This is a genomic window from Pseudomonas ogarae (genome assembly GCF_014268695.2).
Classification (GTDB): Bacteria; Pseudomonadota; Gammaproteobacteria; order Pseudomonadales; family Pseudomonadaceae; genus Aquipseudomonas; species Aquipseudomonas kilonensis.
The window spans coordinates 5,403,378-5,416,998 of sequence record NZ_CP077086.1 but is presented as its reverse complement, the minus strand read 5'-3'; the positions used below and the strand labels follow the sequence as shown (position 1 = coordinate 5,416,998).

Below are 13,621 nucleotides of genomic sequence, written 5' to 3'. Positions count from 1 at the left end.
CTTGCTCCCACAGGTGCATTTTTCACCACTTATTCGCAGTGATCTGTCTTGATGTATGAGGTTGTATAAATGAAACCCTTATCGGTTGCAGTGCGCAGCGTGGTCTCGGTGTTGTTGTTTTCGTGCGTGCCTGCGGCCAATGCCTTGACCCAGGACATCAGCGCGTTGTTCAGGCCTGACTCATCGAAACCCAATGAGAATACCTTTCTCAATACCACTCCGGTCAGTGGTTACTGCGCAACATATCCGTCGGAATGCAGGGCGACAAAAATGTTCAGCATTCGGTTGCCCTTTGTCTTCAATTCAGCCGGCCCTATTCAAGCCAACCATGGGGATGCTCGACAGGGCGCGATGTTTAAGCTCCCTACCACTTGGCGCACGACACAGGTGACCCATTCAGTGACGGGTGAAACTGAAGTCGTTGAAGTGCGCTGGTCCGGTATAGGCTCGACATACCGACTCTCTGGTGACGTCATCGACTTGGTAGGTGGCGGCGTGTCGCTCTTGATCGCCCATCAACGGTTATGGAACGGCCTTAGTTGGGTATATGCCCCATCGCCTTGTAGATACAGCGGTATAGGGTTGTATACCAATACCGACTACACCTTCTTCTGGAAAACCCCGGTAGAGGGCGTATGTGCAAAAGGGGCCAATTATTTGATCCCTGGCTTTTCTTACCGCTATCTGGACTTTGCCTACGAACTGCGCACCCCCAACCCACTGAAAATGTCCTCCGGCCAATACACTGGGTCGCTGACTTATAGCGTCGGGCCCGGGCAGGACATTGACATGGGCGATGTCATGCTCCCCAACGATTCGGCGCTCACGCTCAATTTCAATCTTGAAGTCCAACACACCCTCCAGGTGGAAGTCCCCCCCGGCGGCAACCGGGTCGAACTGGTCCCCCAGGAAGGCTGGCAATCCTGGCTGAACAGCGGCCGCAAACCAACGCGGTTGTTTCGTGACCAGCGCTTCCATATCTCCGCTTCTTCCCGTTTCAAGATGGCGCTCGAATGCCAAATCATCAGCGGCAATACCTGCGCGATCTCCGAAGCCGCCACCGGTCATGCCGTGCCGGTGGATGTCAGCGTCAGCCTGCCCGATGGCTTGACCGACGCCGCCGGGCAGCCGGTCAACCGTCGCCGGTTGCTGCGTGACGGCAGCGGCACCGAACTGTTCCAGCCCGGTTTCTATGTCGATCGCCGGCCGGGCACGCTGCACTTTGAAGTGGCCCGCACCAGCGTCGAAGAGATGCTCGACAGCGGCGCCAAGGCCTACACCGGCAACGTCACGGTGATCTGGGATTCGGAAGTTTAAAAAGGAGTGGCTTGGGCAGTCCGGGCCGATTTGAGGATGAGGTAGAGATGAAGCAGTTACCAATGGCAGTGCAAGGCTTGGTATCGGTGATGGTGTTGACCTGTGCATCGACGGCCGATGCATTGAACCAGAACATCACCGCATTGTTCAGGCCCGACCCTTCGAAGCCTCAGCAGAATACATTCGTCAATACCACGCCTAGTAGCGGTTATTGCCAAGAGTATCCATCGCAATGTGGGAGTTCGACCTTCAGCATCCGCTTGCCAATCAACTTCAATTCGAGCGGTCCCATCCAGGCGAATCATGGGGATCCCCGGCAAGGTGCCATGTTCAATGTGCCCGCCGACTGGCGCATCACGCAAGTGACTCATACCGGTACAGGTGAAACGGCACTCGTTGAAGTACGTTGGTCCGGTTTGGGGGCACTGCATGAGCTCCCGAGCAGTGCGGTCGATCTGGTAGGCGGAGGCGTGAGCGTTTGGAGAGCCCATGAGTTGTTATGGAATGGTCTTGCCTGGGTCTATGCTCCCTCGCCCTGTCGGTACAGCGGCCTTGGTTGGTACACCGAGAGAACCTATAAGTTCTTCTGGAAAACCCCGACAGAGGGGACGTGTGCAAAAAGGGCCAATTATTTGGTTCCTTCCCTGAGATACAACTATCTGGATTTTGCTTACGAACTGCGCACACCCAACCCACTGAGGATGTCGTCCGGCCAATACACAGGGTCGATTACCTACGGTGTCGGGCCGGGTCGAGACGTCGACATGGGCGATGTCATGGTTGCCAGTGATTCGGTGATAACCCTCAACTTCAAACTGGATGTCGAACACACGCTCAAGATCGACGTGCCCCCAGGCGGCAATCGAGTAGAGCTCGTACCCCAGGAAGGCTGGCAATCCTGGTTGAACAGCGGGCGCAAGCCGACCCGCCTGTTTCGTGACCAGCGCTTCCATATTTCTACGTCCTCACGTTTCAAGATGATGCTCGAGTGCCAGCACGTCAGCGGCAATACCTGTGCCGTATCGGAGGCCGGTTCCGGCCATGCCGTGCCAGTAGATATCCGCGTGAGCCTGCCCGACGGTTTGACGGACGCGGCTGATCAGCCTGTCAACCACCGTCGATTGTTGCGTGACGGCAGTGGCACCGAGCTGTTCCAGCCGGGGTTTTACATCGATCGCCGGCCCGGCACCCTGCACTTCGAAGTCGCCCGCACCAGCGTTGAAGCAATGCTCGACAGCGGCGCCAAGGCCTATACCGGCAACGTCACGGTGATCTGGGATTCGGAAGTCTGAGTGCCCTTAGGGCCAGCCATATTCAGTGAATTACGTTTAATGCATGAGGTTAAAGAAGTGATGAAACATCTATGGGCATGGGTTGGGTTTTATCTGTTTTGCGGCATGGCCCAGGCCGGGCCGCAGATTGGTGTCGGGGTGGTCTACGACTACCTTGATGGCGACAAAAGCACCTACATGAAACGGGTGTTCAACGGCGGCACGTCGACGGCATTCGTCAAGGTCAACATCCTGGAAATCATCTACAACGAGGACGGCACCTACCAGGAGGTGCCGCTGCAGAACCAGGCCAGCGCCATGGCCAAGGATGGCCTGATGGCCAGCCCGGCACGGCTGATCGTACCGGCCAACGGCATGCAGGGCACGCGCTTGCTGTTCATGGGCAACCGCGACAAGGAGCGTTACTTCCGGGTGCGTTTCGTGCCGGTGGTGCCGGAAGCGGAGGACGAATTTGCCGTCAGTGCGCAGGAGCGCGAAGAGTACAAGAAAGAACGCGTGGCGGCGGGGGTCAAGGTCCTGGCGGGCTACGGCACGGTGTTTTTCGTGCGACCCAAGGACACCCGTTTCGAGACGGTGATCGATGACAGCGCCAGTCGTTACGTGATGCGCAACAACGGCAACAGCGTCCTGGTGCTCGACGAGTTCAAGGACTGTGCCGTGAAGAAAGAAAACGACTGCCGGCCGACCACCAAACACCACGTCATGGCCGGTCGCGCGTTTTCGTTCGACAAGGAGGCGGGGCGTGAATATCGCTTCACGCTGATCGAGGGCGGCCAGAGCAAAACCGTCGAGATCAAGGGTTGACGGTTGCCGTCGCCGAACCGTCGTTGACGCCACAGGTAATCAATATGTTCAAGACACTGCTACGCCCCCTCGCATTGACCGCTCTGATGTTGCCCTGGAGCCCGGCCTGGGGCGCGGTCGTACGGGAAGACTTCGAACTCTACGTGACCATCCCGACGCTGGATTTCTATGTGTTGCCCCTCGACCCGCAGTTGGTCCAGCGTGAACAACGCTTGCCGTTCAGCACCATCACCAACGAGCTCAGCCCGTTGCGGGCGACCTACGAGGTGAAGAACAGCAACGGTGCCATCGGCGCGCGCCTGGGCGAAGAGGCGTACTTGTCCAACGGCCGTGAGCGCATCGACCTGCGGGTGCGGTTCAACAACGTCGAATTGACCCTGGATTCGAACCACGTGGTGTCAGCCATCGAGGCCCGCCCCGGGCGCCAGGTGCCGTTGGAAATCGCCGCGATCAAGCCCGCCGACGACTACAAGCCCGGCGATTACTACGGCACGGTGCACATGGTGTTCGATGCCATTGCGCCGTGAGGCGCAAAGGTGTGGGGCAGGTTACCCCGGTGGACTAAGGGCTACGAGGTCCTGTGGCGAGGGAGCTTGCTCCCGCTCGGCTGCGCAGCAGACGCAATTTATTGGTGGGTTACTTGGTTTTCCCATGCAGGGAAGCGGGAGCAAGCGCCCTCGATACAAGGTGGTCTCCACTTCGTTTCATTACTCTGAAAAGGTATCAAGCATGTTTAGAAAAGTGATGTTCATGACGACCCTTGCGGCCCTGAGTCCTTCACTGGTACTGGCGGCTGATGATGCACGCACTGCCATCCACATCACCGCGAACATTCCCAACAAGCAGTTCCATGTGCAGCCGCGCAATCCGGACTTCGGCAAGGATGAGGTCATGCACTTCGACCCGGTGAACAGCCAACTGAGCCCGCTGCGCCAGACCTTCGATGTGAAGCACACCGATGGTTCGGTCCATGCCTATCTCGAGGGCGGCCAGGCGTCGTTGACCAACGGCAGCGACGCCATTCCCTTGCTCGTCAGGTTCAACAATATCCGCCTGACCGATGTGTCCCAGGAAGTGGTGGATGACGCAACGTCCACGCCTGGTACCCAGGCGGACATGCACATCATGGCCTCGGACAAGGTCTACGACGGTCAGCACGGCCTGTACACCGCCGACTTGACCGTGATCTTCGACGCGGTGCCTCGCGTAACCCCTTAGTCCTGTCGCAGCGCCACCAGTGGTTTGCACTGGGTGTGACTGCCCGGTTGCAAGTAGGGCGAGAGGAACGGCGCCATGCCCTTGAGCACCTGCACCGGCAACGCCGAGGTGAACTTGAAGTTTTGCGCCGACGCACCGGGCACGAAGGCGGTCAGTGTGCCGAAATGGCTGTCGCCGATGTAGAACACGAAAGTGGCGGTGCGGTTGATCGATTTGGAGCTGATCACCCGCCCACCGGAACCGACGGCTTCGATGCGGTTGTCACCGGTGCCGGTCTTGCCGCCCATGGCCAGCGGTGTACCGTCGGCCAGCTTGAAACTGCCGGCCACGCGTTTGGCGGTGCCGGCATCCACCACTTGTGACAACGCACCGCGCAAGGCCCGGGCTACCTCTACGGGCATTACGCGCTTGCCGTTATCCGGGTCGCTGACCAGGCGTGTCTCGTAGGGCGTATTGACGGCAAAGTCCAGGCTGTCGACACGCAGTGCCGGCTGCCGGATGCCATCGTTGAGGATGGTGCCCACCAGTTCCGCCAGCGCGGCGGGGCGGTCGCCGGAGCTGCCGATGGCGGTGGCCAGCGACGGCACCAGGTGGTCGAAGGGGTAGCCGACTTGCTGCCAGCGCTGGTGGATATCCAGGAAAGCTTCGACCTCCAGCATGGTGCGGATGCGACTGTCGCGGGCGCTCTTGTGCCGGCTCTTGAACAGCCAGCTGTAGACTTCCTGACGCTCGAACTCACTGGCCTTGACGATCTGGCTGAACTTGGCGTCGGGGTTGTTGAGCAGGTAACCCATCAACCACAGGTCCAGCGGGTGGACCTTGGCGATGAAGCCTTGGTCTGGCAAGTCATAGGCGCCGGGACCGTAGCTCTGGTAGAGCCGCTCCAGGCGTTCGTCGGTGAGTTTTTCCGCGCTCTTGGCCGACTTCAAATGTGCGCGCACGAAGCGGTTGAAGTTCTCCTGGCTGTCGTTGGGAAAGAAATAACGGTGAACGGCGGCCAGGCGGATTGCCGTAGGGCGCATGCCATCGAGGAAGGTTTCCAGGCGCTGGCCGGTGTCCTTTTTCTGATACTTCTTCCAGAACCTGAGCAGGAACGCGGTGCCTTCGCGGTCGGCGAACTGGGCCAGGTATTCCTGGCGGCGCGGGTCCTTGTCGTCCTTGAGCAACTCGGAACTGTTATTGGGGCCGGCATAAGTGGCGTAGCGCACCAGGTCGCGCATCAGGCGGATGAACGGCAGGTTGATCGATTCCCGCAGGGAGTCACGCAGCGTGGGGATGCGGCCGTTGTCTTCTTTACGGAAGTTGTTGAAGGTATGCAGCCCGCCGCCCGTGAAGAACGCCTCGCCGGGGCTGGCTGAATACGTACGCTCCAGCGCGGCCTCGAGCATTTTCGGCAGGCTGCGGTCGGTGTCCTGGATCAGGTAGTCGACCGCCCAGCGGGAGAGGCGGTCCTGTTCGGCGATATCGACTTTCTTCAACGCCGCCGGGGTTTGCTGGGCGTAGCGCTCGTGCAGTTCGGCGATGATCTGCAGATAGGTGGTGAGCACCCGCAACTTGGCGGTGGAGCCCAGTTCCAGTTTGCTGCCTTCGTTGATGTCGAAGGGCTGGTCGGTGCTGTCGGTCTGCACTCGCACGCGCGAGCCGTCGGGGGTCAGTTCCAGCAGGGTGAAGCTGTAGCGCACCTGGGTGGTGCTGGTGGGGGTCAGCAGGCGTTCGCCCATCAGGCCGATCTCGGTCGCGAAGGCCGGGTCGGCCAAGCGCTTGAGGTAATCGGTGGCCTGGGCCTGCAAGTCGCTTTGCAAGGTGCTGGTGGCGGACAGGTCCAGGCGATCGAGGTCGTACAGCGGGCGATTGAGCAGGGCGGCGAGGCGACTGCGGGCGGCGCTGATGCCTTTATTGGTTTCGTTGGGCTGGACGGTCGGGTCCTTGACCCAGTCGCGATAACTGACCTTGCTCGCCAGGGCCGCCGCGGCCAGCGGCGCATCGATCACGCCGTTCTGCGCCAACAGCCGGATGTGGCTGTCGGTCAGGCGCGCCAGCTCATCGTGGCCCTTGGAGAGGAAATGGGACGGCCGGCGCTGGGCGATCATCAACGACAGCATTTCCCGCAGGGCCAGGCCTTTTTCTGCCAGGCTCTTGGGGTCGTTGGCGGTACTGGACAGGCGTTCATTGGCCTGCTTGAAATCGGCGCCGTACCAGACTCGCAAGCCTTCAGCCATGCCATGGACTTCACCATGCCCCGGCACGGCGGAGAGCGGCACGCTGTTGAGGTAGTCGCGGATGATCCGCTGCCGCGCCTCGAGGGTTTGCGGGCCGGCCTGATAAGCCCGCACGCTGGCGGAAATCATCTGGCGGATTTTTTCCCCGCCCGACACGGTGAGGCCCTCGGGGGAGTGCCGGTATTTTTCCAGTTGCGTCGCCAGTGTGCTGCCCCCAGCGGATTGTCCCGGCAAGCTCAACAGCTTGGCGACTTGCGACCAGGCCGCCATGCCGAAGCGCGGCCAGTCCACTGCCGGGTTTGCCAGCGGTTGCTTGGGGTCGAGCAAAAAGCGGTTCTCGATAAACAACAGGCTTTGCACCACCACGGGCGGAATCGCTTCGAAGTTCGCATACAGTTGCTGCGGATATTTGAATTGATAGACCGGTGCCGCGCGGCAATCGGTGATGGTCAGCCCGGCCTGGATCTTTTCCGAATAGGGTACGAACAGGCCTTTCTCGACGTAGCCCATCAAGGCTGGCGAGAACCGCGCCTGGGCCTGGATCACGTAGTCGCGCTTGAGCAGGCGCGGCAGGAATTCCCCCAGCGCGCTGTAGCCCAAGCGCCGGTCGAACGGGCCTGCACCCGGGTAGACGATGGCATCGCTGGGCCCCGGCTGCACCGCATAGCTCAAGGACTCAGCGTATTTGCTGAGCTCCCGGGCCTGGAACCGCGACGTGCGCATTTCCTTGGCCACCGCCAGGCCGACCACCACCACGATAATCAGCAGCAACAACCAGAATGCCCGCCAGCCATGCCGTGCGCGGCGTTTTTTTTGAGGTAAAGGCGCTTCTTCCATACGTTCAGTCGGGACCACAGGTTCATTCGAATCGGTTTGCCACAAAGCGCCCATAGTCGACTGATCCATTCACGCAGATTGATCGGACTTGCTTGAAGCTTAGACGGTGGTTGGCGTGGGGGGCGGGGAAATTGTGGGTAAGCCCATACGCGAGCACTTGTCAGATGCAATTGATCAACAGAGCTTCTGTGGCGAGGGAGCTTGCTCCCGCTCGGCTGCGCAGCAGACGCAACGGTGGCATGGCTGGAGAACATACGGCGGTTGAAAAGCGAGGGCGGCTTCGCCCCCCAGCGGGAGCAAGCTCCCTCGCCACGGGTACTACGTCGTTTTCGGAAAAGTCGCTCAACCATCATCGCATCGGATCGTCGCAGGCGAAGCTACCGTAAGTAGATCCCCCAACCATAGGAAGCCAAGGAATGCATCCTTCACGTCCAAACTCTCATCGCTTGCGTCACGGACGCTCTTCGGAGCCGGGGCGAGGCTACCTCGTCACTGCAGTCGTTCACCAACGCACACCGATTTTCAAGGACTTGCAGCTGGGCCGCTTATTGGTGGCAGAAATGCGCCTGGCTCATGAGCGAGGTCAGGTCAATTCGCTGGCCTGGGTTGTGATGCCGGACCACCTGCATTGGCTGGTGCAGCTAGAGCAAGCTCAGCTCACGCATGTGATGCAGGTAGTCAAATCCCGCAGCACCCTCACAATCAATCGAGCAATGAACAGAAAAGGCGCCTTCTGGCAAAGCGGCTTCCATGACCGCGCGATCCGCGACAACGAGGATCTTCGGCCTTCCGCCCGCTACATCATTGCCAATCCGCTTCGGGCAGGGCTGGTGGATCGCATTGGCGATTACCCGCTCTGGGACACGGTATGGCTCTAGCTGCTCTTGTGGCGAGGGAGCTTGCTCCCGCTGGGGGGCGAAGCCGCCCTCGCTTTTTCGGCTTCTAAAGCGGGCGACTGCTGCGCAGCCGAGCGGGAGCAAGCTCCCTCGCTACAAGGTGAAGTGGTACCTGAAAGCCTTGTACTAGAGCCATCGGTCTGCGCCCGTACATGACGCTGCACCATTGCTGTGCAATACTCGGCGCCGTTTCCGTATGACCTGCAATCCCAGACAACGCCTCTCCAAAAGCCACTTGTGGCGCAGGCTTATCCCTGAATTTCCCGGGTTTTACAGTGAAACTCTCTATCCCTGGCTTTTTATACTGCATGGCCCGCTGATCCTGAGGTTGTGGTTCCACAGGACGGTCTGCCCACAAGACAGACCCGGTTTCGGCAAGGTGACAGGCCTATCGGCTTGTGGCTTTGGACACTCGGTGGCTAATCCAATAACAAGACGAGGTTGTATCCCTATGCCTGTCGGCAATCATCTGCCCCATGGCGAGACCGCTCAGGGCGGTCCGCTCAAACGTGAACTCGGTGAGCGGCATATCCGCCTGATGGCGCTCGGTGCCTGCATCGGTGTCGGGCTGTTCCTCGGCTCGGCCAAGGCCATTGAAATGGCCGGTCCGGCGATCATGCTGTCCTACATCATTGGCGGCCTGGCGATCCTGGTGATCATGCGCGCCCTCGGTGAAATGGCCGTGCACAACCCGGTGGCCGGCTCGTTCAGCCGCTATGCCCAAGACTACCTCGGCCCGCTGGCCGGTTTCCTGACCGGCTGGAACTACTGGTTCCTGTGGCTGGTGACCTGCGTGGCGGAAATCACCGCGGTGGCGGTGTACATGGGCATCTGGTTCCCCGATGTACCCCGCTGGATCTGGGCCTTGGCGGCGCTGGTCAGCATGGGCTCGATCAACCTGATCGCGGTCAAGGCCTTCGGTGAGTTCGAGTTCTGGTTCGCCCTGATCAAGATCGTGACCATCATCGCCATGGTCATCGGCGGTGTCGGCATCATCGCCTTCGGTTTTGGTAACGACGGCGTGGCCCTGGGTCTTTCCAACCTCTGGGCCCACGGCGGTTTCATGCCCAACGGCGTGTCCGGCGTCTTGATGTCCCTGCAAATGGTGATGTTCGCCTACTTGGGCGTGGAGATGATCGGCCTGACTGCCGGTGAGGCGAAGAACCCGCAGAAAACCATCCCCAACGCCATCGGTTCGGTGTTCTGGCGGATCCTGCTGTTCTACGTCGGCGCGCTGTTCGTGATCCTGTCGATCTACCCGTGGAACGAAATCGGCACCCAGGGCAGCCCGTTCGTGATGACCTTCGAGCGCCTGGGCATCAAGACCGCCGCCGGCATCATCAATTTCGTAGTGATCACCGCCGCGCTGTCGTCCTGCAACGGCGGGATCTTCAGCACCGGGCGGATGCTCTACAGCCTGGCGCAGAACGGCCAGGCCCCGGCCGGTTTCGCCACCACCTCGGCCAACGGCGTGCCGCGCCGCGCGTTGCTGCTGTCCATCGCCGCATTGCTGCTGGGCGTGCTGCTCAATTACCTGGTGCCGGAGAAAGTCTTCGTCTGGGTGACGTCCATTGCCACCTTCGGCGCGATCTGGACCTGGGTGATGATCCTGCTGGCCCAGCTCAAGTTCCGCAAAAGCCTCAGCGCTTCAGAGCGTGCGGCGCTGAAATACCGCATGTGGCTTTACCCAGTCAGCTCGTACCTGGCGCTGGCATTCCTGGTGCTGGTGGTGGGGCTGATGGCGTACTTCCCGGATACCCGCGTGGCGTTGTATGTCGGCCCGGCGTTCCTGGTGTTGCTGACGGTGCTGTTTTATACCTTCAAGTTGCAGCCGACCGGTGATGTACAAGGTACGGTGCGTTCCGCTTCTTAGGTTGACAGCAATACATAAAGAGAGCCCCGGTCAGGTGATCGGGGCTTTCCTGTTGACCCTTAAAACGACACCAGCCCCAGATGAGGCTGGCAATCCAGTGACCGTTACGCCGCCACCACCTCCAGCGGCTCAAAACTGTCCGCCCGCGCCATCTGCCACATCCGCGAATAAAACGCCCCATTGACCTCACCCGTCAGCAATTCCCCCGGCTTCAAAAACACATGCAACTGAGAGAACAACTTCACCTCGGTGGCCGACATGCGCCGTACCAGATGCTTGGGCTGCAATTGCGACGGATGCTCGAGCCCGGCGGCGGCGAGCATTTCGGCCAGGGCCTTGAGGGTGTTGCGGTGGAAGTTGTAGACCCGCTGGGCCTTGTCCGGGACGACCAGGGCGCGCTGGCGCAGGGTGTCCTGGGTGGCGACGCCGGTGGGGCATTTGTTGGTGTGGCAGCTTTGCGACTGGATGCAGCCGATGGCGAACATGAAGCCGCGCGCGGCGTTGGCCCAGTCGGCGCCGATGGCCAGGACACTGGCGATGTCGAAGGCGCTGACGATCTTGCCGCTGGCGCCGAGCTTGATCTTGTCCCGCAGGTTCAGGCCCACCAGGGTGTTGTGCACGAACAGCAGGCCTTCGCGCAACGGCACGCCGATGTGGTCGGTGAATTCCACTGGCGCCGCGCCCGTACCGCCTTCCTTGCCGTCGACCACGATGAAGTCGGGCAGGATCCCGGTTTCCAGCATGGCCTTGGCGATGCCCATGAACTCCCACGGATGCCCCAGGCAGAACTTGAAACCCACCGGTTTGCCTCCGGACAGCTCACGCAGTTGCTGGACGAACTGCATCAGTTCGATCGGCGTGGAAAACGCGCTGTGGCAAGAAGGCGAAACACAATCCTCGCCCATGAGGATGCCTCGGGTCTCGGCGATTTCCCGGGTGACCTTATGCTTGGGCAGGATCCCGCCGTGGCCGGGTTTGGCGCCCTGGCTCATCTTGATTTCAATCATCCGCACCTGCGGGTTCTGCGCCTGGGCGGCGAAACGCTCCGGGTCGAAGCGACCTTCAGGCGTGCGGCAGCCGAAATAACCGCTGCCCAGTTCCCAGGTCAGGTCGCCGCCGTGTTCGCGATGGTAGGGGCTGATGCTGCCTTCACCGGTGTCATGGGCGAAGTTGCCCAGCTTCGCTCCCTGGTTCAACGCCCGGATGGCGTTGGCGCTCAGGGAGCCGAAACTCATGGCCGAGATGTTGAACACCGAGGCTGAGTAGGGCTGGGTGCATTGCGGGCCGCCGACGGTCACGCGAAAACCGCTGGGATCGCTCAGCGGGGCCGGGCGCATGGAGTGGCCGATGAATTCGAAGCCGGTCTGGTACACGTCGATCAAGGTACCGAACGGTTTATCGGCGCTTTCGTTCTTGGCCCGGGAATACACCAGCGAGCGCTGGGCGCGAGAGAAGGGCAGGGCATCGCTGTCGGATTCGAGCAGGTACTGGCGGATCTCCGGGCGGATACCTTCGACCAGGTAACGGATATTGCCCAGGATCGGGTAATTGCGCCGTACCGCGTGGCGGCTCTGCAGCAGGTCGAACAGCCCCAGCAGGCTCAACAACCCGGTCACCAGTGTGATCGGCCAGAGCCAGTCGTAGTGCAGGAACGGCAGGCTGGCGAGGGTGAAGATGACACAGCCAGCAAAGAAGGCGTAACGACTCAGCAGAGACAGGCTCATACGGTTTCCTTGGGGGGAGGGTAGCGCAGGCATTCTGCGCCGGCGGCGAAACGGCGGGCAACCCTGTGGCGAGGGGATTGTCATGGGAACAAGGGTGTGTGGGAGCAAAACTGTCTGGGAGCAAAATTGTGGGAGCAAAGCTTGCTCGCGATACAGACGCCTCGGTTTCTGAAGTACCGAGTCGTCCCCATCGCGGGCAAGCCTTGCTCCCACAGCTCCCACAGCTTCTACAGTGTTCTCACCCCAGGTGTGGCTCAGCTCGCCTGCTTCATCTGCCGCACCGGCAATTCCACGCGGAAGGTGGTGCCGACGCCGACTTCGCTGCGTACCGTGATCTCGCCGTTGTGTTTTTTCACGATGCCGTAGGACAACGACAGCCCGAGCCCCGTGCCTTGGCCGATGGGCTTGGTGGTGAAGAACGGGTCGAAGATTTTCTGCAGGGTTTCGGGGGGGATGCCCGAGCCGTTGTCGGCGACTTCGATCCATACGGATTCGTCTCCGACGCCGTTGCGCAGGGTGATGGTGCCGCGCTCGGGGCCGATGGCCTGGGCGGCGTTGACGATCAGGTTCATGATCACCTGGTTGATCTGCGACGGCAGGCATTCCACTTCCGGCAACGGCGTGTACTCCTTGACCACGTCGGCCTTGTATTTGATTTCATTGGCGACGATGTTCAACGTCGAATCCATGCCCTGCTGCAAATTGGCCATCTGCCATTCCTGGCTGGAGTCGACACGGGAGAAGTCCTTCAGGTCCTTGACGATCTGCCCGACCCGGCCGATGCCATCCTTGGACTCCTTGATCAGCAAGGGGATGTCCTCGACAAGAAAGTCCAGTTCCACCTGTTCGCGCAGCTTGCGCAAGTGCACCACCAGTTCCGGCGAGGCGATGGCCCCCTCGGCGCTGCCGTAGGCGCTGAGCATTTCCTGGAGTTTGCCAAAGTAACCGTCCAACGCCCCCAGGTTGGAAGAAATGAAGCCGATCGGGTTGTTGATTTCGTGGGCCACCCCGGCCGCCAACTGGCCCAGCGAGGCGAGCTTTTCCGATTGCACCAGTTGGGTTTCCAGCATCTTGCGTTCGTCGATCTCCATTTGCAGCAGCTCGCTGGCCTGTTTGAACGCCTGGGTGCGTTGTTCCACCAGGTCTTCGAGCTTGTTCATTTTCAGTTGCGCACGGGAGGTCATTTCCCATTTTGTGGTCAGGGTGTTGGCCATCTGCTGGACTTCGATGTTGTCGAACGGCTTTTTCAGGATCAGCAAGCGATCGTGGCCGTTCAGGCGGTCCAGCAGTTCATCCCAGGAATAATCCGAATACGCCGTGCAGACCACCACTTGCAGCAACGGGTCGCGCTTCCAGAGTTCTTCGATGGTCTTGGCGCCATCCCAGCCTTCGGGCATGCGCATGTCGACAAAGGCCAGGGCATAAGGACGCCCTTTTGCCG

The 13,621-nt window shown here is 60.5% G+C and carries 10 protein-coding genes and 1 pseudogene; 7 read left to right on the top strand and 4 right to left on the bottom strand.

Annotation, left to right across the window (positions count from 1 at the left end):
* Positions 1-69 precede the first annotated feature (69 nt).
* The 5 genes from HU749_RS23840 to HU749_RS23820 all read left to right on the top strand — a co-directional run bounded on the left by HU749_RS23840 (position 70) and on the right by HU749_RS23820 (position 4,631).
* A complete protein-coding gene (locus tag HU749_RS23840; RefSeq protein WP_079303580.1) occupies positions 70-1,317 on the top strand; it encodes a hypothetical protein in 1,248 nt (415 codons plus the stop codon).
* 47 nt (positions 1,318-1,364) lie between these two features.
* The gene (locus HU749_RS23835; protein ID WP_225919111.1) at positions 1,365-2,609 is read left to right on the top strand and encodes a hypothetical protein; all 1,245 of its coding nucleotides are present in this window, start codon (positions 1,365-1,367) and stop codon (positions 2,607-2,609) included.
* A gap of 60 nt (positions 2,610-2,669) precedes the next feature.
* Positions 2,670-3,413, top strand: a complete 744-nt coding sequence (locus tag HU749_RS23830) for a pilus assembly protein (protein WP_028236683.1) — start codon at positions 2,670-2,672, stop codon at positions 3,411-3,413.
* Between the two features lie 44 nt (positions 3,414-3,457).
* A complete protein-coding gene (locus tag HU749_RS23825; protein ID WP_186652429.1) occupies positions 3,458-3,940 on the top strand; it encodes a CS1 type fimbrial major subunit in 483 nt (160 codons plus the stop codon).
* 202 nt (positions 3,941-4,142) lie between these two features.
* Positions 4,143-4,631: a CS1 type fimbrial major subunit gene (locus tag HU749_RS23820; RefSeq protein ID WP_186652428.1), complete on the top strand. Its 489-nt coding sequence runs from the start codon at positions 4,143-4,145 to the stop codon at positions 4,629-4,631.
* Here the strand turns inward: HU749_RS23820 and HU749_RS23815 are convergent.
* Positions 4,628-7,741: a transglycosylase domain-containing protein gene (locus HU749_RS23815; RefSeq protein ID WP_186652426.1), complete on the bottom strand. Its 3,114-nt coding sequence runs from the start codon at positions 7,739-7,741 to the stop codon at positions 4,628-4,630. The two genes, HU749_RS23820 and HU749_RS23815, sit on opposite strands and share 4 nt — an antisense overlap.
* A 362-nt stretch (positions 7,742-8,103) precedes the next feature.
* Between HU749_RS23815 and HU749_RS23810 the strand changes: the two genes are divergently transcribed.
* Together HU749_RS23810 and HU749_RS23805 are read left to right on the top strand one after the other, a co-directional pair.
* Complete coding sequence (locus tag HU749_RS23810; RefSeq protein WP_079303585.1) at positions 8,104-8,565, top strand: REP-associated tyrosine transposase; 462 nt, start codon at positions 8,104-8,106, stop codon at positions 8,563-8,565.
* Positions 8,566-9,034: 469 nt separating this feature from the next.
* Positions 9,035-10,456 carry an amino acid permease gene (locus tag HU749_RS23805; protein WP_079303586.1) on the top strand — a complete coding sequence of 474 codons (1,422 nt, stop codon included), beginning with the start codon at positions 9,035-9,037 and terminating at the stop codon, positions 10,454-10,456.
* A 104-nt stretch (positions 10,457-10,560) separates the two neighbouring features.
* Here the strand turns inward: HU749_RS23805 and HU749_RS23800 are convergent, their stop codons facing one another.
* From HU749_RS23800 to HU749_RS29715, 3 genes and pseudogenes are all read right to left on the bottom strand, one after another.
* The gene (locus tag HU749_RS23800; protein ID WP_079303587.1) at positions 10,561-12,180 is read right to left on the bottom strand and encodes an FMN-binding glutamate synthase family protein; all 1,620 of its coding nucleotides are present in this window, start codon (positions 12,178-12,180) and stop codon (positions 10,561-10,563) included.
* A gap of 254 nt (positions 12,181-12,434) precedes the next feature.
* A complete protein-coding gene (locus HU749_RS29720) occupies positions 12,435-12,869 on the bottom strand; it encodes a sensor histidine kinase (RefSeq protein WP_413201707.1) in 435 nt (144 codons plus the stop codon).
* Between the two features lie 291 nt (positions 12,870-13,160).
* A pseudogene (locus HU749_RS29715) lies at positions 13,161-13,247 on the bottom strand (hypothetical protein); the annotation flags it as partial.
* Positions 13,248-13,621: the final 374 nt, after the last annotated feature.

Bases quoted from the DNA above. Each gene is read 5' to 3' on its own strand.
- HU749_RS23840 (WP_079303580.1), top strand. From the start codon at position 70: ATGAAACCCTTATCGGTTGCAGTGCGCAGCGTGGTCTCGGTGTTGTTG.
- HU749_RS23835 (WP_225919111.1), top strand. From the start codon at position 1,365: ATGAAGCAGTTACCAATGGCAGTGCAAGGCTTGGTATCGGTGATGGTG.
- HU749_RS23830 (WP_028236683.1), top strand. From the start codon at position 2,670: ATGAAACATCTATGGGCATGGGTTGGGTTTTATCTGTTTTGCGGCATG.
- HU749_RS23825 (WP_186652429.1), top strand. From the start codon at position 3,458: ATGTTCAAGACACTGCTACGCCCCCTCGCATTGACCGCTCTGATGTTG.
- HU749_RS23820 (WP_186652428.1), top strand. From the start codon at position 4,143: ATGTTTAGAAAAGTGATGTTCATGACGACCCTTGCGGCCCTGAGTCCT.
- HU749_RS23815 (WP_186652426.1), bottom strand. From the start codon at position 7,741: ATGGGCGCTTTGTGGCAAACCGATTCGAATGAACCTGTGGTCCCGACT.
- HU749_RS23810 (WP_079303585.1), top strand. From the start codon at position 8,104: ATGCATCCTTCACGTCCAAACTCTCATCGCTTGCGTCACGGACGCTCT.
- HU749_RS23805 (WP_079303586.1), top strand. From the start codon at position 9,035: ATGCCTGTCGGCAATCATCTGCCCCATGGCGAGACCGCTCAGGGCGGT.
- HU749_RS23800 (WP_079303587.1), bottom strand. From the start codon at position 12,180: ATGAGCCTGTCTCTGCTGAGTCGTTACGCCTTCTTTGCTGGCTGTGTC.
- HU749_RS29720 (WP_413201707.1), bottom strand. From the start codon at position 12,869: ATGGATTCGACGTTGAACATCGTCGCCAATGAAATCAAATACAAGGCC.